Here is a 21,471-nt window from a genome sequence, read left to right on the forward strand (position 1 = left end):
GACGTAAATCATGACAATTATCTCTGATGTTTATGCACGCGAAGTACTCGATTCTCGTGGCAATCCAACAGTTGAAGTAGAAGTTCATCTTGAATCAGGAATTATGGGCCGTGCCCTTGTACCAAGTGGTGCATCAACTGGTGAATACGAAGCAGTTGAACTACGTGACGGCGGCGACCGTTACATGGGTAAAGGTGTAGAAAAAGCGGTTGATAACGTAAACGAAACCATTGCACCTGAACTTATTGGTGAAAATGTTCTTGATCAAATCGGCATTGACCGTTTAATGATTGAGCTTGACGGAACAGAAAATAAAGGAAACCTTGGTGCTAATGCAATCCTTGGGGTATCAATGGCTTGTGCACATGCTGCAGCAGAAGCACTTGATCTTCCTTTATACGTTTATCTTGGCGGATTTAATGCAAAGCAACTTCCAGTACCAATGATGAACATCATTAATGGTGGGGAGCATGCGGATAACAACGTAGACATTCAAGAATTTATGGTTATGCCAGTAGGTGCTGAAAGCTTTAAAGAAGCACTTCGTATGGGCGCAGAAATTTTCCATAACTTAAAATCAGTGCTTAAATCAAAAGGATACAACACAGCTGTAGGAGACGAAGGCGGATTTGCTCCGAACCTTTCTTCAAACGAAGAAGCCCTTTCTACAATCATTGAAGCAATTGAAAAAGCAGGTTACAAGCCTGGTGAGCAAATTCAACTTGCAATGGATGTTGCGTCTTCTGAACTATTTAATAAAGAAGATGGCAAATACCACTTATCTGGTGAAGGCAAAGTTCTTTCTTCAGCAGAAATGGTTGATTTCTACGCTGAGCTTTGTGAAAAATATCCAATCATCTCAATTGAAGATGGCTTAGACGAAAACGACTGGGATGGCCACAAATTATTAACAGAGCGTCTTGGTGATAAAGTTCAATTAGTAGGAGATGACTTATTCGTAACAAACACGAAGAAGCTATCTGAAGGAATTGAAAAAGGAATTAGTAACTCAATCCTTATCAAAGTAAACCAAATCGGTACACTTACAGAAACATTTGATGCGATTGAAATGGCGAAGCGCGCTGGCTACACAGCCGTTATCTCTCACCGTTCTGGTGAAACAGAAGATGCGACAATCGCAGACATCGCTGTTGCAACAAACGCTGGTCAAATCAAAACAGGTGCACCTTCACGTACAGACCGTGTTGCGAAGTACAATCAACTTCTTCGCATCGAAGACGAGCTTGCTGATTTAGCACAGTACAATGGTCTTAAGTCTTTCTATAACTTAAGCAAGTAAGTTGAAATGAATAAAAGCATCAGATGTCGACTCTTTTTAGAGCGTCCGTCTGATGCTTTTTTTGTACCTTTTTCAAAAAAAGGCATATATAATAGGCACTCGGCCTATTCTCTTATTCCATTAAAGATCCTGGTTCTTGAGAATCAGTGATGTCCGTAATGATTTGTGAGATATCTGTATTGTCGAGAACACCGTTAAACCGCTCGGCTCCGGGACCTTTGGCAAACACAGGAATCATATTCCCACTATGTCCACCAGTTGCGCTGGCCTCACGAATGTCGCGATTCATTACGCCTACTTGGTAATGATTTGCGATAAAACTTCCAATCTCCCAAGCTTGCTCATGAAGGGGTTTTAACTCGTTGTTCTCGTCATAAATGTACCCATTAAATGCGTCAAGCTCATCATTTGTTAACGTTATACCAGCATATTCTTCCACTGTAGCTCGCACGCTGTCTGTATCATACATACCTTCGTCTTCTTGAAATGTAAACTGCTGTACCATATATTCTGGGGAAGCGGAGACACTTCGAAGTCCTTCTTTATCCATCACTTCAGATACGGCCATACCCATTGTTTCGTGATCTGCTAAAACGACGAGTAAGGTATCATCGCGCCCATCAACCCAATCCATTACGTCTTTTACCGTATTGTCAAACTCAATCGTTTCTTGCCATACGCCGGATACATCTGCAGCATGAGCAGCATGATCAATTCGCGCACCTTCAATCATAAGAAAAAAGCCTTCTTCATCATTTTCAAGTAGATCTAAAGCTGACGCGGACATTTCATTTAAACTTGGCTCGTTTGAGTCGTTAAGGTCTAAATCTGCTTTATAGTTCATGTAAGAATCGTGAAACAATCCGAGCAAGCGATCTGCTGAGTCTACTTCATGTAACGCATCGCGATCGGTCACTACTGTATAATCGTTTTCCTCAAATTCTGCGACAAGATCTCGTCCATCTTGCCGTTCTGGAGAGAAGTATTCTGCTCCTCCACCGAGTAAAAGGTCGTATTCGTTTTCAAACATTTGCCTGGCAATGTCAGCTTGTCCATCACGACTTTCCACACTTGCGGTAAAGGCCGCTGGCGTTGCATCAGTTACTGTATTATTTGAAATGACACCTACTTTTTTACCTTCGTCTTGGAAAAGACGCAAGATGCTCTCAACTGGCTGCATATCTGGATCAACACCAATCATACCGTTATCCGTTTTCGTCGACGTCGCAATGCCCGTTCCCGCAGCAGCAGAATCGGTCACCCATTGATTAGCTGAATATGTACGCATTAGCGCTGTGTGATCAAGGGATTCCATATGTAACTCGCCTTCTTTGCCATATTCAAGCAAACGAGCGATTTCAATCTGGCCAAACCCTAATCCATCTCCAATCATCATAATGACATTTTGAGGTCGATCGTTTTCAGCGTCTGTGTCACTTTCTTGAGCTGTTTCTTGATCTGAACATCCAACCACCATTAAAGCGGTTACAGCGAACGCAGTAAAATAACCCGCATGTTTCTTCAAAAATCATTCCCCCTAAATTTGGATAAACGTCCTTATATTTCTATATTAGCATAATGTTAAAAGGAATTTAATTGCTTTGAAAAAGTTAGGAATTTTCAGATGTTAAGAAGTAGTACGGATGACTTTTGTTAATGCTCAAGTCCAAGCTATAATAGAGGAAAGACGGTCGTGTATAGGAGAGTTATTATGAAGTTGATTATTGGCGTAACAGGTGCTACAGGTGCACCCATTGCGATAAAACTTTTAAAAACGTTAAAAGAATTAAAGATTGAAACGCATCTTATCTTGTCGAAATGGTCAGTCGTTACGATTGCACAAGAAACGTCCTATAGCGTAAAGGATGTAAAGGCGCTTGCAGACTATACGTATGGGAGCGAAGATCAAGCTGCATCGATTTCAAGTGGATCAAAACGTGTAGATGGAATGATCATCGTGCCGTGTTCGATGAAAACGTTGGCAGCCATTCGTACAGGTTTAGCGGATAACTTAATTGCTAGGGCAGCTGATGTCATGTTAAAAGAACGAAAACAGTTACTGTTAATGACGAGAGAGACGCCTCTTAATACCATTCATCTTGAAAATATGACTGAGTTGTCAAGGATGGGTGTGACAATTTTCCCGCCTATGCCTGCTTTTTACAATCAACCTCAAACGATTGATGATCTCATTGAACACATAGTTTATCGAGCGCTTGATCAGTTTGGCATTGAACACCAGTCTGCGAAACGTTGGGAGGGGTTGAAAGATGAATCATGATTTACCTGTTGAGGTTGAACACTTTCTAAACGGAAAAAATCTTAAAGAGAAAACCGAGATAGCCATTTATTTCGTAACGGTTAATGATAAAGGCTTTCCTTATAAAGCGTTGCTAAGTGTAGGAGAGTTATTGAAAATGGATGAACGTACGATTCGGATTGCTTTATGGGAACGTTCAAGTTCTGTTTCATACGCGCAAAAAACGAAAAAGGCAACGCTTCTCCTTGTTCTGCCACCTAAAGCATTTGATATTCTACTGGAGCTAAGATATGTTCGAACAGAAGAGGGGCAAGCTATATTTGAAGGCAAAGTCAGGCAGGTCAAAGAAGACCAAGCGCCTTATGCAACCATTGTCTCGCCTGTGCAGTTTCAGTTAAAGAACGAAAAGCATACCTTGGATTACTGGGTAACGAAGCAAGCATTACTGAAAAAATAACCCCTTGTCTTGATCTATTCACTATGTTAAGATAATCCTATTGAATGTGTTTACGGAGGTGTAGGGATGCAACTGTTTTTAATGATTGCGTTAATTATCGTATCTGTTTTACTTGTTACTGTTGTTTTACTTCAGCCAGGTCGTAGTTCTGGTTTAGCTGGAGCGATTTCTGGTGGAGCAGAGCAGTTACTTGGAAAGCAGAAAGCGCGAGGTCTTGAGGCGGTTTTGCATCGAGCGACTATTGTGCTAGCTGTATTATTTTTTGTATTAACAGCAGCAAATGCGTATTTCCTATAAGAAGAACCGAACGTCTGGACATTCATCCAGACGTTTTTTGTGTTTGAAAATGGTCAAAAAGAGGAAAACTTCGCATGAAGAGGTGAATGTTGCGTGCGTTTGAGTATTTTAGATCAAGTCCCTACGTCAATAGGGAAAACAGTGGAAGAAACAGCACAACAAACAGTTGATCTTGTCATTCGAGCGGAGCAACTAGGATACGAACGCTATTGGTTTGCTGAGCATCATGGAACGAAGGGGCTAGTCTCAAGTTCTCCAGAGCTTTGGATGGCAACAGCTGCTGCAAAAACGTCTCGAATTCGTGTCGGCTCAGGTGGCGTTTTGCTGCCGCAGTATAGTGCTTATAAAGTAGCGAGCATGTTCAATCAATTAGAAGTGATGTACCCAAATCGAATAGATGGCGGGTTAGGCCGTTCGCCAGGTGGAAATGAGCGAATACGGAGAGCACTTGCGAACGGAAAAGACAGCGAGATGGATCGCTTCTGGGATAAAGTGGACGAAGTCGTGCAGTGGACAACGAATCGAAGTCACGCTGGCATGACCGCTTCACCATTGCCGATTACGAATCCATCTTTATATATACTTGGTTTAGGAGAGCGGAGCGCAACAGTGTCTGCAGAGAAAGGACTAGGTTTTGTTCATGGCTTTTTTATTCAACCGGACCGATTAAAAGAAGCGCACGAAGCGTATCGTTTAGCGGTAAGCGATCATAAAGATGCATTAACAGCTGTATTTGTTATTTGTGGAGAAGATGATGCGCATGCGGAATCTCTAGCTAAGCAGCAAGATTTGTGGCTTTTGCAAACGGAAAAAGGACTTGATAGTCGAATTCCTTATGAAATGAACCGTCAATTAACAGTTCGTGAAGAGGAAATAATTGTTAAAAACCGAAAACGGATGATTATTGGGTCAGTTGACACTGTAAAGCTAAAGCTAGAACGACTCGCTGAACAAGCACAATCGGATCAGTTTTTACTCTTAACGAATGTGTTCGACTACAAAGAAAAAAGAAAATCCTTTGAGCGCTTATCCACATTACTGTCATCTTAAGAAAAGAGGCGATGGGTTTGATTGGGTGTTTATGCATTCACGGCTTTACTGGTGATCCATGGGAAGTTGAGCCGATTGTCAAAGAGCTACAAAAGCAAGAAGGCTGGGTCGTGTACAGCCCGGTCTTGCCTGGCCATGGGAAAGAGTTAAATGAGTTAAAAACAGCTACGTACGAAGAATGGGTGTATACAGTTGAAGTGGCATTTGAAGAGCTACAGAAGCGATGTACGGAAGTATTTGTCATCGGCTTCTCAATGGGAGGCATGCTCGCAAGCTATATCGCGGCGAGGTATCCTGTTGGTAAGTTAGTCTTGTTAAATGCAGCAGCATTTTATTTCAACCCGAAGCAATTTTTTAAAGATATGATTGCCGCCATTCGGTTTCACATCACTGGCAATCAAGAGGAAGATCAGCTGATTGAGCTCTATGAGAAGAAGTTTAAAGAAACGCCTTTTGCAGCGTTGTCCCAATTCTTGCAGCTCGTGCAAAAGACAAAGCCGTATGCAAGCAGAATTCGCGTACCCACATTAATCATTCAAAGTGAGCAAGATGGTTTGGTGCCAATGAAATCAGCTTATCATCTTTATGATATTATTGAATCGGATGAAAAAGAGTTAATTGCGATGAAACGATCGCGACATATGATTTTTCATGGGTTTGAAAGCGAAGAAGTAATCAATCAAATTAAAGCGTTCTTAATAGAAAGTAATGAAGAGAGGAAGAAAACAACATGAAGATTGTTGCACCTAAGCCATTTACATTTACAGGAGGAAAGCGAGCTGTTTTACTCCTTCACGGCTTTACCGGAACAACAGCAGATGTGCGTATGCTTGGACGGTTTTTACAAAATGAAGGGTACACGTGCCATGCGCCGCTTTATCGCGGGCATGGTGTTCCGCCAGAGGAGCTTGTTACGTATAGTCCTGACGATTGGTGGGAGGATGTGGAAGCAGCCTATGACCACCTTAAACATGAAGGGTACGATGAAATTGCGGTGTGCGGGTTATCGCTAGGCGGGGTGTTCACGCTTAAATTAGGTCTTTCTAAACCAGTAAAGGGCATCGTATCAATGTGTGCACCTGTTCGACCGAGAACAGAAGAAGCGATAAAAAAAGGCTTTTTGAAGTATGCAAAAGAATACAAGCAACTGGAGAAGAAGAACGAAGACGACATTGAGAAAGAAGTCAATGCGTTAAAAGAAACATCAATGGATACGCTCTATAAATTACGCCAGCTAATGGACGATGTGAGAAGTGAATTAGACTTAATTTATTCACCTGCCTTTATTGTACAAGCTAGGCATGATGAAATGATTGATACAGAGAGTGCCACCATTATTTACAATGAAATTGAAACAGACGACAAAGAAATCAAATGGTACGAAGACTCAACTCACGTTATTACATTAGGCGATGAAAAAGAGCAGCTTCACCAAGACATTCTGTCGTTTTTAAATGAACTAGACTGGTCAAACTAAAAATAGAAGAAAAAGGAGTGAAACAATGTCTGACCAAATAAAGATCGAAGAAATTCTACAGTATTTTAAAGAAGAAGCAACAAAACCCGTTTCTGTTGAAGAATTAGAGGAACGGTTCAATGTAACTTCAAGCGACATGTTTAAAGAGCTCATTACAACGTTAAACGAGCTTGAAGGAAAAGGAGAAATTATTCGGACACGAACCAACCGTTACGGAATTCCAGAAAAACTAAACTTGATTCGTGGCCGTGTACAAGGGCATGCAAAAGGGTTTGCCTTTGTCATACCTGATGAAGGAGACGAGGATGTGTATGTCCCGCAGGGATCATTATCAGGTGCAATGAACGGAGATATCGTGTTTGTTCGTATTGACGAGCGAGGAAGTGGCTCAAGAGCAGAAGGAAAAGTCATCCGTATTATTGAACGTAAAGTAACGGAAATTGTAGGAGAATACAAAGAGTTCAAATCATACGCATTAGTTGTTGCCGACGACAAGCGCATCAGCGCCGATTTCCTTGTGATGAAAGGAAAAGAAAAAGGGGCTGTTGATGGTCATAAAGTCATTGCAACGATTACGCAATATCCAGAAGGGCGTTTTGGTGGCGAAGTAGAAATAAAAGAAGTGTTAGGTCATAAAAATGATCCGGGAATGGACATCTTATCGATTATTTATAAATATAGCATTCCGCAAAGCTTTGCTGATGAGACCCTTGAACAAGCAGAAAACGTACCTGATGCCATTGATCCAAGTGATCTGAATAATCGTCGTGATTTACGAAACGAACAAATTGTGACCATTGATGGAGCAGATGCAAAAGATTTAGATGATGCGGTACAAGTGAAAAAGCTAGACAATGGTAACTATGTTCTAGGCGTTCACATTGCGGACGTATCTCATTATGTGAAAGAAGGAAGTCCTATCGATAAAGAAGCGTCGGAACGGGCAACAAGTGTCTATTTAGTTGATCGGGTTATTCCAATGATTCCCCATCGGTTATCAAACGGGATTTGTAGTTTAAATCCGCAAGTTGACCGCTTAACACTTTCTTGTGAGATGGAAATCGATCAAAATGGCGGCGTAGTAAAACATGAAATTTTTCAAAGTGTCATTAAAACGACTGAGCGAATGACGTACAGTGATGTGCGAGACATTCTTGTCGATAAAGATGAAGCGTTGCGTGAAAAATATCAAGCGCTCGTTCCAATGTTTGAAGACATGGAAAAACTGGCACAAATTTTACGAGATAAGCGTTTTGGTCGTGGCGCCATTGATTTCGATTTTAAAGAAGCAAAAGTATTAGTGGATAGCGAAGGTGCACCTGAAGATGTGGTCTTGCGCCAACGTTCAGTTGCCGAGAAGCTTATTGAAGAATTTATGCTTGTCGCAAACGAAACGGTAGCCGAGCATTTCCACTGGATGAAGCTTCCGTTTGTGTATCGAATTCATGAAGACCCTGATGCAGAAAAATTAAATTCGTTTCTAGAATTTATCACTGGTTTTGGCTACGTCGTTCGCGGAACGGCTAATACGATTCATCCACGAGCATTACAATCGCTTTTAAAAGAAGTCCGAGGAGAACCTGAAGAAACGATTATTAGCCGAATAATGCTTCGTTCGATGAAACAAGCAAAATATGATGTCAATTCAGTTGGACACTTTGGATTATCTGCCGAGTTCTATACGCATTTTACATCGCCCATCCGTCGTTATCCAGATTTACTCGTTCACCGTTTAATTCGAACGTATTTAATCCAAGGCAAGACCGATGCCAAAACGACAGGTCATTGGCAGGAGAAACTTCCTGGCTTAACGGCGCATGCATCTGACATGGAGCGACGTGCAGTTGATGCGGAACGAGACACCGACAATGTGAAAAAAGCTCAATATATGGAAGATAAAATCGGTGAAGTATATACGGGCATGATTAGTGGTGTGACGAATTTTGGTTTATTTGTGGAATTAGAAAATACGGTGGAAGGTCTTGTCCATGTTAGCTATTTAACCGACGATTATTATCGGTATGACCAAAAGCATTACGCGATGATCGGAGAGCGAACGGGAAATGTCTTTCGTATTGGAGATGAGCTTGAAATACGAGTCGTTTCGGTGAATACTGAAGAAGCTTCTGTTGACTTTGAAATAGTAGGGATGAAGAAACAAAAACCAAAAAGAGGCAAAGATCGTCCGAAAGTCATTGATGGAGGAAAGCGTAATCCAAAACGCAACAAATCAGATCGTCCTCAATTAACAGGAGATCCGAAAAAAGACGGATCACAAAAAAGCGGTAAACGTAAAAAGAAAGCATTTTATGAAAATGCTCCTAGTGTAAAGCGAAAAAAAGCTCGTAGAAAAAAGCGCTCTTAATAAGAAAAAATAGCCCTTTTGTCTGAAGACGTCTGTCGGTTTCATAAAGGTGCCTGCTTGAGTCTTGTCTCGTTCCTCTTTACACTAGGTGAGTGGAAGGAGGAACGGATTATGAAAACAGAAGTAAGTTTAACATTGGTACGAATAGTCGTAGGGATCATTTTTATCGCCCACGGATTAGATAAATTTAATGGGGGCATTGAAGGAACGGCTGAATTTTTTCAAAGCGTCAACATACCATCACCAGATGTTATGGCTGTTGTGGTTGCGCTAGTTGAAATCGTTGCTGGTCTTGCCCTCGTACTTGGTTTATTAACTCGAGTAATGAGCGGTATCCTTATGGTTGTAATGGCTGGTGCTATTTATATGGTAAAATTCGATCAAGGATTTATCGGAGGCTTTGAATTTGATTTATTGCTTTTCTTTGTGCTCTTATTATTTGTTATGAATGGCAGTCAATTTTTAGCAACAGATGCTTTATTAACAAAAAAGAAAAAGCGTCAACGCTTCGGTAGAAGGTAATAACCGTTATAAATTGATGGGGAAGTAGGTGTGTCAGTGGCTGAAACAGAAGGAAAATTAATGGCGCAAAATAAAAAAGCGCGCCACGATTATTTTATTGAAGAAACGTATGAAGCTGGGATTGTCTTAACTGGAACAGAAATTAAAGCTATCCGTGCGGGAAGAATGAACTTAAAAGATTCGTTTGCTCGTATTCGAAATGGCGAAGCGTACTTGCACAATGCTCACATCAGTGAGTATGAACAAGGTAATCGTTACAATCATGAACCAACACGAGCGCGGAAATTGCTCTTACACAAAAAGCAGATTGACAAACTGATTGGTGAAACCCAGCAACAAGGCTATTCAGTCGTTCCGTTAAAAGTGTATATTAAAAATGGGTTTGCGAAAGTGTTAATTGGTCTTGCAAAAGGGAAAAAGAATTACGATAAGCGTGAGACTCTTAAGCGAAAAGATGCGAAACGTGAAATGGATCGGGCGATTAAAGAGCGAATGAAAGGGTAAGGCGTTGTACTTGATTTTTTGTATGGATTTAGTATAATAGGAAATCTAGGCGTAAAGCCTTGTATATTTTTCTGGGGACGTTCTGGATTCGACAGGGATAGGTCGAGCTTACGTTGCGAGTCGAGGTGCGGCCTCGTTAAAACGCATTAGCCTATAACTGGCAAAGAAAACAATAACTTCGCTTTAGCTGCATAAGCTAAGCGGTCTCTCCTCTCCATCGCCCATGTGGAGTGGTAGAGACTCAACTTAAGTGGGATACGCCTTACTCCCTCCGCCTGAGGGAGTTGGAAGAGATTAATCAGGCTAGCTGCACAGAAGCCTGTCTTTGGGCTGACGTGTTAGCGAAATGCTAATACAAAGACTACGCTCGTAGAAGCGTAAGTGCCGTTATCTCTGGACGTGGGTTCAATTCCCACCGTCTCCATATAAAAACCCTGAAGTTACGTAATGTGCTTCAGGGTTTTTTTGTATAATAAAAGCACCACTTAACGTTAGGAGCGTTCCATATGCATACAATCTATCTTGTTCGACATGCTCACTCTCCTTATACTCCAGACGAACGGGGTCGCCCACTATCGGAAAAAGGGCTGAACGATGCGTTAGAAATTGCCAATTACTTTCAGTCTATTCATGTGGATCGCTTTATTTCGAGTCCTTATCAGAGAGCGGTTCAAACCATTGAACCTACAGCTGTATTGAAAAATAAATCCATTATCTTTGAAGAAGGATTTAAAGAGCGCCAGCTTGCTAAAGAGTCGGTAGTCGATTTTGAGGCTGCAATACATGCCGTTTGGAAAGACGAAACATTTACACATGATGGTGGCGAATCAAACGAGACTGCAAGAACAAGAGGCATCAACAGTCTTTGGCGTTCGCTGGATCAAGACAAGCAAGACGAAACCATTGTGATTTCGACGCACGGGAATTTATTAGCGCTTTTACTAAATCATTTTCATAAACGTTATAATTATGCATTTTGGCAACAGCTAGATATGCCGGATATTTATCAACTAACGTTAGAAAAACAACAAATGATTGATTGTAAAAAGGTTTGGAGGAAGAATATGTAAGAAAAAAAGTGCTAGGCAACTTGTCTCCTTTTATGTATAATTATAAATAAATTAGATTTAATATGCATTTAAGGAGAACGTTATGGAACAGTTAAAACAACAGCAACCTGATTCAAATCATAAAAAGAATCACGAGCAATCGACTCGTTCAATTCTTACTTTTTTATTGCCATCCTTACTTGGTGCTTTTTTATTTCTAGTGCCGTTTAAAATTAACGACAATTGGACCGTTTTAATCGGTTATGCAGCTGGCCGGATCGAAGGTTCTCTAGAAGCGATACTGCCGATGTTTTTATTAACTATCATTTTAACATCTGGCGTTGTTTCCTTGTTATCATGGGCTGTAAAGCCAGCGCTTATAATGGAAAACACCGCTTTAAAAGCTCTTTTTTATACTAGTTTACCATGGACGATTATTCGCGTTGTTGGTGCCCTTTTTGCGCTAATGGTCATGACTGAAACAGGATCAGAGGTTGTCTATAGCGCTGCAACTGGAGGAACGATCTTCACGGATTTATTGCCAGTATTGGCTGTTTGGTCCGTTGTTATGGGATTGTTAATGCCCCTTTTGCTTGAGTATGGTTTAATGGAATGGTTAGGAACGCTCGCTAAAAAAGTAATGAGACCATTATTTAATCTTCCAGGCAGAGCTTCTGTTGATTCATTGGCATCATGGATGGGAAACAACATGATGAGTATTTTAATTACGATTAATCAATATGAAAATGGCTACTACACGAAACGTGAATCCGCCGTGATTGTCACGAACTTTACGATTACGTCGATTGGCTTCAGTTTAATTATCGCTGAGATCTTAAGTTTAAGTGAACGTTTTGTGCCATTTTATTTAACGGTACTAGCTGGTGTATTTGTAGCAGCATTTATTTGCCCAAGAATTCCGCCGTTATCAAAAATGAGTCATACGTATGCAGGCGAACAGCCTGGTATGATTAATGAAACAGTCGCCAGCGGTTCATTATGGAGCCAAGCATTTAAACGTGGCGTAACAAAAGCTGCGCATGCGCCAAAAACAACACAAGTGTTTAAGAAAGGCGCATTTAACGCGTTGGACATTTGGTTCGGCATGCTTCCTCTTGTCATGGCGATTGGAACGATTGCGCTTATTATTGCCGAATTCACACCAGTTTTCACGTATCTTTCATATCCACTTGTACCGGTCTTAGAGTGGATGAATATTCCGGAAGCTGCAGAGGCAGCACCAGCTTTACTTGTTGGTTTTGCTGACATGTTTTTACCAGCTATTTTAGGTGCAGGAATAGAGAGTGAATTAACTCGATTTGTCATCGGTGCAGTTTCCCTTATTCAACTCGTATACATGTCTGAAATTGGGGTCATGTTAATGCGTTCAAGTATTCCGATTTCATTTTGGCAGTTGTTGATTATCTTTATTCAACGTACGATTATTGCAATCCCTGTTGTTGTCTTGATTGCGCACGTTATTATTTTTTAAAAGGAGTCATCTAGAATGTCACAACGTTGGAACGAGCTACAAGAAACTATTCCTTACCGTCTTGCCCCGAGTATGGCAAAAGACCATCCGAATTTACCTGTTATTAAAGAAGAAGGCTGTTATTACTATGGGGTGGATGGAAAACAATATTTAGATTTTACGTCAGGCATTGCGGTTACCAATGTCGGGCATCGTCATCCGAAAATTGTTGAAGCCATTAAAACAGAAGCGGATTCATTTACGCATGGGCCGATTGGTGTGATTCAATATGAATCGATCTTATCATTAGCAAATGAACTTGCAGATGTGATGCCAGGAGACTTAGATTGTTTTTTCTTTGGAAATAGTGGAACAGAAGCGATCGAAGGGGCGTTAAAACTTGCACGACATGTAACAAAACGACCAAACGTGGTTTCCTTTACAGGATGTTTCCACGGTCGTACGTTAGGGTCAATGAGTGTTAGTACGTCAAAAGCAAAATATAAAGCGTACCAGCCTGCTCAAAACAATGTATTACAGCTTCCTTATTACCAATCTGGTGATAGCGAGGAGCTAGCCATTCAAAAGCTTGATGAAGCATCTCAAACCATGTTTGCTCATCAAACGCTCCCAGAAGAAGTAGCATGCTTTATCATTGAGCCTGTGCTCGGAGAGGGGGGCTATATTGTCCCGCCTGCTGCGTGGTTAAAGCGTATAAGAGAGATTTGTGATGAACATGGAATCCTGCTCATTTTTGATGAAGTACAAACAGGCTTTGGTCGAACAGGAGAATGGTTTGCGGCACAAGCATTTGATGTCACACCTGATATTATGGCAGTTGCAAAGGGAATTGCTTCTGGCTTGCCGCTTAGTGCAACCGTAGCGAATCATAAGCTGATGCAGCAATGGCCACTCGGGAGTCATGCGACAACATTTGGTGGAAATCCTATTGCGTGTGCAGCTGCAAGGGCAACGCTTCAAATCATTAAAGAAGAAAAACTCCTTGATAATGTAAAAGAAGTGGGGACGTATGCAGCGAATAAGGTACGCTCACTTCAAGCAGAGTTCGCATGTATTGGATCAGTCCGTCATGTAGGCATGATGATTGGGATTGAGATTGTTGATCCAGAGACAGGGAAAAAAGATGGAGAACGAGCAGCAAAGATTTTAGATTTAGCACTTGAAGAAGGCGTCCTTTTTTACTTTTGTGGCAACGAAGGGGAAGTATTGCGTATGATTCCGCCTTTGACTGTGACAAAAGAGCAAATTGATGAAGGACTAACAAAATTGCGCCAAGCTCTTACTAGATTGAATCGCTAATACGACGAAAATCTTCATACACGACTGCGCCCACTCTTGAATATACTGCTTCTGATAGGAGAGGATAGAAGGGTGGCGTTGTCTGATGAACAAAAAAGAGATTTGTTTTATAACGTGCGTCAACGATGAGACCTTGTACGAACGAGCAGCTAGTCATATAGATATGCTGTATTTACCGCGAGATTATACGGTCACAAAAATCGCGATACGTGATGCGTTAAGCATGACAAGTGGCTATAATACGGCTTTAAAGCAGTCGAATGCAAAGTATAAAGTGTATCTGCACCAAGATACAATGATTATTAATCGGATGTTTCTTCATGATTTACTGTTCTTATTTGAGAATCACCCAAGCTTAGGGATGTTTGGTGTGATCGGCGCGAAAGATTTACCTGAGAATAGCGTTTGGTGGGATAGTAAGCTGAAAGCTGGAAAAATATTAGAGAAGCGCGACACATACGGGTATTTATCATTTATTGAAGCGGACTATGCTTTTCAAACTGCGGCCGTTATTGATGGCGTACTAATGGCAACCCAGTATGACATTCCGTGGGAGGAACAATTTGATGGCTGGCATTTTTATGATGTGAGCCAAAGCTTTCTATTCCAAAACAAAGGGTATGAGGTAGGCATTGCGCATCAACCTCATCCGTGGGTGATGCATGAATGTGGCGAAGAATTTGATCAACTCGCCTATGGCCGTTACCTTCACCAATTTCACAAATGGCAACGCACACTTTCACAGTAAATAGGAAGTGTGTGTTTTTGTTGACGATAATTATTAGTGGACAAACATAGATTGGAGCACCTTTGAATAAAATGGGCATTGGAGGTGTATGGAAATGGAACGGAAGCCGAAAAAACCAAATCGAAAAGCGGAACAAGTTGAACAATACTCACGAAATAACTACAATAAACCTTTAACAACCAATCAAGGCATTAAAATTTCAAATGATGAAAATACTTTAAAAGCTGGTGAGCGTGGACCGAGTTTGCTTGAAGATTTTGTGATGCGAGAAAAGCTTTCTCACTTTGATCGAGAACGAATCCCAGAAAGAGTCGTACATGCAAGAGGATATGGCGCATATGGAACGTTTCGAGTGTACGAATCTCAAGCAGCGTTAACAAAAGCTCATTTTTTGCAAGATCCTAGCATTGAAACGCCTGTGTTTCTCCGATTTTCAGAAGTAGCAGGTTCCAAAGGAGCCGCTGAGACAGTGCGTGATGTTCGTGGTTTTGCGGTGAAATTTTATACGGAAGAAGGGAATTTTGATTTAGTTGGCAATAATATTCCCGTATTTTTTATTCAAGATGGCATTAAATTTCCCGATCTTATTCATGCGGTGAAACCAGAGCCAAATAATGAAATTCCACAAGCGCAAACAGCTCACGATAATTTTTGGGACTTCATGGCAAATAATAAAGAATCTGCTCATATGATGATGTGGATCATGAGTGATCGAACGATTCCTAGAAGTTTTCGGACAATGGAAGGGTTTGGAGTACATACATTCCGCCTTGTAAATGAAGCTGGAAAAGCCCATTTTGTGAAATTTCATTGGAAGCCAAAGCTAGGTGTTCACTCGCTTGTCTGGAATGAGTCGCAGAAACTTGGAGGAATTGATCCAGATTTTCATCGGAGAGACTTATGGGATGTGATTGAAGCTGGTGGTGAAGCGGTTTGGGAGCTAGGTATTCAAGTCCTTGATGAGAAAGATGAATTTAAGTTTGATTTTGATATCCTTGATTCGACTAAAATATGGCCAGAGGAAGATGTACCTGTGCGTCGAATTGGGGAAATGCGGCTAAATCGAAACGTAGAAAATGTTTTTGCAGAGACAGAGCAAATTGCGCTCCATCCAGGAAACATTGTTTCGGGTATTGATTTTACAGATGATCCACTACTCCAAACACGATTATTCTCGTATACAGACACGCAAATGTATCGAGTCGGCACCAATCATCAAGAATTACCGATTAACCAGCCATTATGTCCATTTCATAATAATCAACGTGACGGTGCGATGCGCCATACGGTTGATAAGGGCCAAGTACACTATCATAAAAATTCACTTTGGAACAACACCCCCTTTGAAGTCGACCCTAGTAAAGGTGGATTTGTTACTTACCCAGAAAAAGTCAACGGGGTGAAAATTCGAAAAACAGCTAAAAGCTTTCTTGATCATTACTCGCAAGCGAGGTTATTTTGGAATAGTATGAGCAGCTGGGAGCGCGACCATATCGCCAATGCGTTTAGTTTTGAATTAGGGAAAGTGAAGAGCAAATCGGTTCGTCAGCAAATGATTAATCATATTGGTGGCGTAAGTACAGAATTAGCCACAGTTGTGTCAAAACAAATCGGCGTTCAGCCTCCTTCCGTAGCAGAATCGAAAGTCAGGAAAGCATCGAAAGCGTTAAGTATGGCGAATCAAAACCAATCTGTGAAATGGCTTAAAGTGGGTGTATTACTGTCTGAAGGCTTTGATGGACCAGCAACCAAACGTGTAGTGGAGCGCTTGAAACAGGATGGGGTAAGGGTTGAAATTTTAAGTGAGAAGCAAGCGGAAGTTAGAGGAACAGACAATGTCACGTATACACCTGACGCAAGTTTTTTAACGGGCTCGCCGCTACTATATGATTCCATTTATGTGGCAAGTGGTAGAAGACCGGATAGCTATTCAACTGGCCAGATGGCTCACTTTATTCGCGAACAATTTATGCACTATAAACCAATAGGGGTCTCTCCTAAGGTAAAACCGTTGCTGCAAGAATTAGGAATCGAGGGAAAAGAAGCTGTCTTAATCAATGATCATGATTCTTTCCTTGATGAGTATATGAGTGCGCTCGCTAAACAGCGCTTTTTTCAACGGGTATAAAAAACATGCTAGGCGACAAGTTTGCAACGTTGCCTAGCATGCAATAATTACTGGTATGGAAGTTGAGATTTGTCTTGTGTATGCTGTTGATAGCTTTGTTGAATAGATGATTCTTGAGTTGGCGTCAAGCTATACAATCCTTTGCGAAACATCGTTTCATACAAGGTTCGCTGCATTTGTGAGGCTTCATTATTTGCTTGGTGAATCGTTTGATAATAAGCTTCATGACTCGCCTCATGTTCAGCAACTGAATACGATACGGTGATATATTTTTCAGTTGTAAGCATGTCCGTAATATAATCTTGGTCATTCATAGACGTTGTTGTAGGGATTTGAATCTTTGGGTTTTGAACTTTTTGCTGATTCATCATAAAGCCTCCTTATTGGTAAGTCGGTGGTTGATTTTGATTCGTAAGCAGTTGTAAAAACTGCTCGTAATGACGTTGATGCATTTGACCAGCTTGATCAATGGCTTGTTTGATCTCAGGATCTTGGCAGCTTTGTGCAAAAGAATGAGCTTTCTTTGCAGCTGTTAAATTCCATGCCATCATATCGTTAATATAATTTAAATCTTTTCCTGTTATAACGGCTGGAGCTTCTTGCATCATTGATTGATTTTGCTGTTGTTGAACGTTTTGCTGTTGTGGATTCATGATGTCCCTCCTTAAAATAACGATCTTCATTAGTATTTTTAATCAGGGATTTTTTATTCAAGTCAACTTTATGAACAACTGAAATGCGTTTGATAAAGCGACAATGGTTTTGCCGCGCAAATAAAAAAGCGGGAGATGCAGAGATAAAAAGAAAAAAAGGAGAATTTGCAGAAAATTGCTATTGCAAACGCTATCATAATTCGTTATAGTTAAAGAAAGCTTATGACATGAGCGTTTTTTTTGGCTCAAAAAATGAATGAGTATTCATTCGTTTTTAATATGAGAGGAGGGTGACACGAATCATGTCACGTCATATAAAGAAAACTGCGGTCATTGGATCGGGTGTAATGGGGGCAAGCATTGCTGCTCATTTGGCCAATGCAGGAACGCCTGTTTTATTACTCGACATCGTACCAAAAGAGAAAGAAACGCAAACACAGTCTAGTGTTGCTACTGCTGAAAAAAAGCATACGCGCAATCAATTAGCGGATACAGCAGTTAAAAAACTCCTAAAACAAAAACCGGCACCACTGTCTTCAAAGAAAAATATTGAATTGATTGAAACTGGAAATTTAGAAGATGATTTAAGTCGTTTAAGTGAAGCTGATTGGATCATTGAAGTCATTATTGAAAATTTGGATGCAAAAAAAGAATTGTTTGCGAAAATTGATGAGGTAAGAAAAGAAGGTTCAATCGTTTCCTCCAACACATCAGGGATCTCGATTGAAGCGATGTCAGAAGGTAGAAGTGCTGATTTTAAAGCACATTTTCTAGGCACACACTTTTTTAATCCACCTCGTTATTTAAAGCTGCTTGAAGTGATTCCGGTGAAGGAAACAAATCAAGAAGTAATCGATTTTGTCCGTTCTTTTGCAGAAGAATCCCTTGGTAAAGGAGTTGTTGAAGCAAAGGATACACCAAACTTTATTGCAAATCGAATTGGAACGTATGGCTTACTCGTAACCGTTCATGAGATGCTGCGCGGTGGATATTCAGTGGGAGAAGTGGATTCGGTTACAGGAACATTAATCGGTCGCCCTAAAAGCGCTACATTCCGTACTCTCGATGTGGTCGGCTTGGACACCTTTTTACATGTTGCCAAAAACGTGTACGACGTGACGAGTGGAGACGAGCAAGCGATGTTTGACCCACCTGGATTTATGCGTGAGATGGCAGAAAAAGGCTGGATAGGAGCCAAAGCAGGCCAAGGCTTCTTCTTAAAAAAAGATGGCGTCATCTATGAACTTAATCCTGAAACGATGGAGTATGAAGACCGAAAAAAATTAAAAGCACCGTCTATTGAAAAAACGAAAGCCTTAAAGTCTAAGAAGCAAAAAATTCAAACCGTTGTGTTTGCCGATGATCGTGCGGGACAACTTTTATGGAATATCATTAGTCCAGTCCTTCTTTACACGGCAGAAAAAACGTATGAGATTGCGAACGATGTGCTAGCTGTAGATGAAGCGATGCGTTGGGGATTCGGCTGGAGCATGGGACCATTCGAATTATGGGATGCACTTGGTTTCAGACAGACCGTAGAGAAGATGAAAGCGGACGGACGATCGCTTCCTACTTGGGTTGAAGAGATGTTTGAATCAGGGAAAGAAGGGTTTTATACAGACGGTCAATTTATTCATGCAAAAGAATATGTGCCGATTCGCCAACATGAAAAGTATCTATCATTAAATCATTTAATCAAGACAAATACGGTGATGAAAAATACTGGTGCTGCCATGATTGATATTGGCGATGATGTAGCGTTACTAAAATTCACATCACCAAACAATTCCATAGGTCTTGATGTCATTCAAATGATAAATAAATCAATTGCAGAAGCAGAAAAGAATTTTAAAGGATTAGTCATTGGAAATGAAAGCAAGAACTTCTGCGTTGGAGCAAATCTGATGATGATGCTCATGGAAGCACAAGATGACAATTTCTTTGAGCTTGATATGGTCGTGAAGCAGTTCCAGCAAGCAACATCTACAATTCGCTATTCAAATGTTCCGATCGTAACAGCGCCGTTCCAAATGACACTTGGTGGCGGAGCGGAAATCAGTTTACCAGCTGCAAGTATCCAAGCGAGTCACGAAACGTATATGGGTCTTGTTGAAGTTGGCGTCGGTCTTATTCCAGGTGGAGGAGGAAATAAAGAATTATACCTTCGTAACTTAGAGCGCTACGGCAACTCACCAGCACAACTGCAGCAAGTAGCACGGGAAACGTTTGAAACGATTGCAACCGCGAAAGTTTCAACTTCTGCCGCTGAAGCAAAAGATAACGGCTTTATGAATCATCGCGATGGAATCGTCATGAACGATTCATTCGTTAACCATGCCGCAAAACAAAAAGTCATCTCTCTGTTTAATGCAGGCTATCAAGCACCAGCGAGAAAGAAAATTCCTGTTACAGGGGAAGCTGGATACGCGACATTGATGTTAGGTGCAGAAATGATGAAGTGGGGTGGATACGCATCCGAACACGATTTAAAAATTGCGAAGAAGTTAGCGTTTGTGATTTCTGGGGGTCGCTTAAAAGAAGGCACGCTTGTTGATGAGCAATACTTACTCGACCTTGAGCGTGAAGCGTTCTTAAGTCTGATCGCCGAACCAAAATCACAACAACGGATGCAGCATATGCTTACAAAAGGAAAACCATTACGTAACTAGGAGGGGTCACACGTGAAGGAAGCTGTCATTGTATCAGGTGCTCGGACGCCTGTTGGAAAGGCAAAACGAGGTGCCTTCGCACACGTACGTTCAGATGATTTAGGCGCTACGGCTGTTAAAGAGACAATACGTCGAGCTGGAAATGTTGAATTAAATGAAATTGAAGATGTGATTATTGGTTGTGCGATGCCAGAAGCAGAACAAGGCATGAACATGGCCCGTAACTTAAGTGTTCTAGCGGGGATTCCGCAATCTGTACCAGCTGTCACGATCAATCGTTATTGTGCTTCAGGACTTCAAACGATCGCCTACGGAGCAGAACGTATTATGCTCGGGCAAAGCAAAATTATCGTTGCAGGTGGCGCAGAATCTATGAGCATGATTCCAATTGGCGGCCACGTGATTAAGCCAAATCCTAAACTCATTGATGAAGCACCCGAATATTATATGTCAATGGGCTACACAGCGGAAGAAGTCGCACGTCAATATGGCATTAGTCGTGAAGATCAAGATACATTTGCGACAGAAAGTCATAAACGAGCTGCCGCAGCTATTCAAAATGGGTATTTTGAAGATGAGATTGTACCAGTCCATGTTCAAGAGCAGGTGTTAGGTGAAGATGGAAAAGTAAGTGTGCAAGAAAGAATGGTTTCTGTGGACGAAGGTGTGCGAGCAGATACGACATTTGAGACGTTGTCAAAACTAAAACCAGCATTTCAATTAAAGGGGACGGTTACAGCAGGGAACTCATCACAAATGAGTGACGGCGCTGCTTCCGTATTATTAATGGAAAAAGAAGAGGCGACTGAGCGCGGACTCTCACCAATCCTGAAATTTCGAAGTTTTGCAGTTGCTGGCGTGGCACCGGAAGTAATGGGGATCGGTCCAATTGAAGCGATTCCGAAAGCGGTACGTCAAGCGGGCTTGCAATTAGAAGATATCGGCTTGTTTGAACTAAATGAAGCATTTGCATCGCAAGCATTAGCAATTATCCGCACGTTAGGACTTGATCACGACAAAGTGAACGTAAACGGTGGCGCGATTGCACTCGGTCACCCACTAGGCTGTACAGGTTCGAAGTTAACCTTATCCCTAGCGCACGAAATGAAGCGACGCGGTCAGCAGTTCGGCGTTGTGACGATGTGTATTGGCGGCGGCATGGGTGCTGCAGGAGTATTTGAACTCGTTTAACTAATAAGGA

Annotated in this window: 20 protein-coding genes and 1 other RNA gene; 18 read left to right on the forward strand and 3 right to left on the reverse strand. The window is 41.4% G+C overall.

What is annotated here, in order from left to right; translation table 11 throughout:
• The first annotated feature begins 10 nt into the window (after positions 1-10).
• Positions 11-1,300 carry a phosphopyruvate hydratase gene (gene eno / locus ACE1TH_RS00860; RefSeq protein WP_255223776.1) on the forward strand — a complete coding sequence of 430 codons (1,290 nt, stop codon included), beginning with the start codon at positions 11-13 and terminating at the stop codon, positions 1,298-1,300.
• 112 nt (positions 1,301-1,412) lie between these two features.
• Here eno and ACE1TH_RS00865 read toward each other — a convergent pair whose 3' ends face one another.
• Positions 1,413-2,825, reverse strand: coding sequence for an alkaline phosphatase (locus ACE1TH_RS00865; protein ID WP_375078232.1), 1,413 nt, complete (start codon positions 2,823-2,825; stop codon positions 1,413-1,415).
• A gap of 186 nt (positions 2,826-3,011) precedes the next feature.
• Between ACE1TH_RS00865 and ACE1TH_RS00870 the strand changes: the two genes are divergently transcribed.
• From ACE1TH_RS00870 to ACE1TH_RS00940, 15 genes are all read left to right on the forward strand, one after another.
• On the forward strand, positions 3,012-3,581 hold the full coding sequence (locus ACE1TH_RS00870; RefSeq protein ID WP_375078233.1) for a non-oxidative hydroxyarylic acid decarboxylases subunit B: 570 nt from the start codon (positions 3,012-3,014) through the stop codon (positions 3,579-3,581).
• Positions 3,571-4,017, forward strand: a complete 447-nt coding sequence (locus tag ACE1TH_RS00875; protein WP_375078234.1) for a hypothetical protein — start codon at positions 3,571-3,573, stop codon at positions 4,015-4,017. The genes ACE1TH_RS00870 and ACE1TH_RS00875 overlap by 11 nt, the downstream gene beginning before the upstream one ends.
• Positions 4,018-4,083: 66 nt before the next feature.
• Positions 4,084-4,314: a preprotein translocase subunit SecG gene (gene secG / locus ACE1TH_RS00880; RefSeq protein WP_255223773.1), complete on the forward strand. Its 231-nt coding sequence runs from the start codon at positions 4,084-4,086 to the stop codon at positions 4,312-4,314.
• A 93-nt stretch (positions 4,315-4,407) separates the two neighbouring features.
• A complete protein-coding gene (locus ACE1TH_RS00885) occupies positions 4,408-5,364 on the forward strand; it encodes an LLM class flavin-dependent oxidoreductase (RefSeq protein WP_375078235.1) in 957 nt (318 codons plus the stop codon).
• A 17-nt stretch (positions 5,365-5,381) separates the two neighbouring features.
• Complete coding sequence (locus tag ACE1TH_RS00890) at positions 5,382-6,098, forward strand: alpha/beta hydrolase (protein WP_099301679.1); 717 nt, start codon at positions 5,382-5,384, stop codon at positions 6,096-6,098.
• On the forward strand, positions 6,095-6,841 hold the full coding sequence (locus ACE1TH_RS00895; RefSeq protein ID WP_099301678.1) for an alpha/beta hydrolase: 747 nt from the start codon (positions 6,095-6,097) through the stop codon (positions 6,839-6,841). The genes ACE1TH_RS00890 and ACE1TH_RS00895 overlap by 4 nt, the downstream gene beginning before the upstream one ends.
• A gap of 25 nt (positions 6,842-6,866) precedes the next feature.
• A complete protein-coding gene (gene rnr, locus ACE1TH_RS00900) occupies positions 6,867-9,206 on the forward strand; it encodes a ribonuclease R (RefSeq protein WP_099301677.1) in 2,340 nt (779 codons plus the stop codon).
• Between the two features lie 111 nt (positions 9,207-9,317).
• Positions 9,318-9,728 (forward strand): DoxX family protein, encoded by a 411-nt coding sequence (locus ACE1TH_RS00905; RefSeq protein ID WP_255223770.1) that lies wholly within the window; start codon positions 9,318-9,320, stop codon positions 9,726-9,728.
• A 36-nt stretch (positions 9,729-9,764) separates the two neighbouring features.
• A complete protein-coding gene (smpB, locus tag ACE1TH_RS00910) occupies positions 9,765-10,232 on the forward strand; it encodes an SsrA-binding protein SmpB (protein ID WP_099302159.1) in 468 nt (155 codons plus the stop codon).
• Positions 10,233-10,305: 73 nt separating this feature from the next.
• Positions 10,306-10,659: a transfer-messenger RNA gene (gene ssrA / locus ACE1TH_RS00915) on the forward strand.
• Positions 10,660-10,738: 79 nt separating this feature from the next.
• On the forward strand, positions 10,739-11,302 hold the full coding sequence (locus ACE1TH_RS00920; protein WP_099301676.1) for a histidine phosphatase family protein: 564 nt from the start codon (positions 10,739-10,741) through the stop codon (positions 11,300-11,302).
• Between the two features lie 82 nt (positions 11,303-11,384).
• Positions 11,385-12,773: a YjiH family protein gene (locus ACE1TH_RS00925; RefSeq protein ID WP_099301675.1), complete on the forward strand. Its 1,389-nt coding sequence runs from the start codon at positions 11,385-11,387 to the stop codon at positions 12,771-12,773.
• A gap of 15 nt (positions 12,774-12,788) precedes the next feature.
• The gene (locus tag ACE1TH_RS00930) at positions 12,789-14,072 is read left to right on the forward strand and encodes an aspartate aminotransferase family protein (RefSeq protein ID WP_099301674.1); all 1,284 of its coding nucleotides are present in this window, start codon (positions 12,789-12,791) and stop codon (positions 14,070-14,072) included.
• Between the two features lie 85 nt (positions 14,073-14,157).
• On the forward strand, positions 14,158-14,820 hold the full coding sequence (locus ACE1TH_RS00935) for a glycosyltransferase family protein (protein ID WP_099301673.1): 663 nt from the start codon (positions 14,158-14,160) through the stop codon (positions 14,818-14,820).
• A gap of 94 nt (positions 14,821-14,914) precedes the next feature.
• On the forward strand, positions 14,915-16,948 hold the full coding sequence (locus ACE1TH_RS00940) for a catalase (RefSeq protein WP_255223768.1): 2,034 nt from the start codon (positions 14,915-14,917) through the stop codon (positions 16,946-16,948).
• Between the two features lie 47 nt (positions 16,949-16,995).
• Here the strand turns inward: ACE1TH_RS00940 and ACE1TH_RS00945 are convergent, their stop codons facing one another.
• Positions 16,996-17,319, reverse strand: a complete 324-nt coding sequence (locus ACE1TH_RS00945) for a spore coat protein (protein WP_255223767.1) — start codon at positions 17,317-17,319, stop codon at positions 16,996-16,998.
• 9 nt (positions 17,320-17,328) lie between these two features.
• Positions 17,329-17,601, reverse strand: a complete 273-nt coding sequence (locus ACE1TH_RS00950) for a YvdQ family spore coat protein (RefSeq protein WP_099301670.1) — start codon at positions 17,599-17,601, stop codon at positions 17,329-17,331.
• A gap of 302 nt (positions 17,602-17,903) precedes the next feature.
• Here ACE1TH_RS00950 and ACE1TH_RS00955 point away from each other — a divergent pair, with 302 nt between their 5' ends.
• Both ACE1TH_RS00955 and ACE1TH_RS00960 read left to right on the forward strand, forming a co-directional pair.
• On the forward strand, positions 17,904-20,270 hold the full coding sequence (locus ACE1TH_RS00955; RefSeq protein ID WP_099301669.1) for a 3-hydroxyacyl-CoA dehydrogenase/enoyl-CoA hydratase family protein: 2,367 nt from the start codon (positions 17,904-17,906) through the stop codon (positions 20,268-20,270).
• Between the two features lie 12 nt (positions 20,271-20,282).
• Positions 20,283-21,461, forward strand: a complete 1,179-nt coding sequence (locus ACE1TH_RS00960) for an acetyl-CoA C-acetyltransferase (protein ID WP_255223765.1) — start codon at positions 20,283-20,285, stop codon at positions 21,459-21,461.
• Positions 21,462-21,471 lie beyond the last annotated feature (10 nt).

Origin of the sequence: Shouchella sp. JSM 1781072, assembly GCF_041949915.1 — a bacterium.
Lineage (GTDB): Bacteria > Bacillota > Bacilli > Bacillales > Bacillaceae_D > Shouchella.

What these genes read in the sequence shown, in the direction of transcription:
- eno (WP_255223776.1), top strand. Translation starts at nt 11, where the DNA reads ATGACAATTATCTCTGATGTTTATGCACGCGAAGTACTCGATTCTCGT.
- ACE1TH_RS00870 (WP_375078233.1), top strand. Translation starts at nt 3,012, where the DNA reads ATGAAGTTGATTATTGGCGTAACAGGTGCTACAGGTGCACCCATTGCG.
- ACE1TH_RS00875 (WP_375078234.1), top strand. Translation starts at nt 3,571, where the DNA reads ATGAATCATGATTTACCTGTTGAGGTTGAACACTTTCTAAACGGAAAA.
- secG (WP_255223773.1), top strand. Translation starts at nt 4,084, where the DNA reads ATGCAACTGTTTTTAATGATTGCGTTAATTATCGTATCTGTTTTACTT.
- ACE1TH_RS00895 (WP_099301678.1), top strand. Translation starts at nt 6,095, where the DNA reads ATGAAGATTGTTGCACCTAAGCCATTTACATTTACAGGAGGAAAGCGA.
- rnr (WP_099301677.1), top strand. Translation starts at nt 6,867, where the DNA reads ATGTCTGACCAAATAAAGATCGAAGAAATTCTACAGTATTTTAAAGAA.
- ACE1TH_RS00905 (WP_255223770.1), top strand. Translation starts at nt 9,318, where the DNA reads ATGAAAACAGAAGTAAGTTTAACATTGGTACGAATAGTCGTAGGGATC.
- ACE1TH_RS00920 (WP_099301676.1), top strand. Translation starts at nt 10,739, where the DNA reads ATGCATACAATCTATCTTGTTCGACATGCTCACTCTCCTTATACTCCA.
- ACE1TH_RS00925 (WP_099301675.1), top strand. Translation starts at nt 11,385, where the DNA reads ATGGAACAGTTAAAACAACAGCAACCTGATTCAAATCATAAAAAGAAT.
- ACE1TH_RS00930 (WP_099301674.1), top strand. Translation starts at nt 12,789, where the DNA reads ATGTCACAACGTTGGAACGAGCTACAAGAAACTATTCCTTACCGTCTT.
- ACE1TH_RS00935 (WP_099301673.1), top strand. Translation starts at nt 14,158, where the DNA reads ATGAACAAAAAAGAGATTTGTTTTATAACGTGCGTCAACGATGAGACC.
- ACE1TH_RS00940 (WP_255223768.1), top strand. Translation starts at nt 14,915, where the DNA reads ATGGAACGGAAGCCGAAAAAACCAAATCGAAAAGCGGAACAAGTTGAA.
- ACE1TH_RS00945 (WP_255223767.1), bottom strand. Translation starts at nt 17,319, where the DNA reads ATGATGAATCAGCAAAAAGTTCAAAACCCAAAGATTCAAATCCCTACA.
- ACE1TH_RS00950 (WP_099301670.1), bottom strand. Translation starts at nt 17,601, where the DNA reads ATGAATCCACAACAGCAAAACGTTCAACAACAGCAAAATCAATCAATG.
- ACE1TH_RS00955 (WP_099301669.1), top strand. Translation starts at nt 17,904, where the DNA reads ATGTCACGTCATATAAAGAAAACTGCGGTCATTGGATCGGGTGTAATG.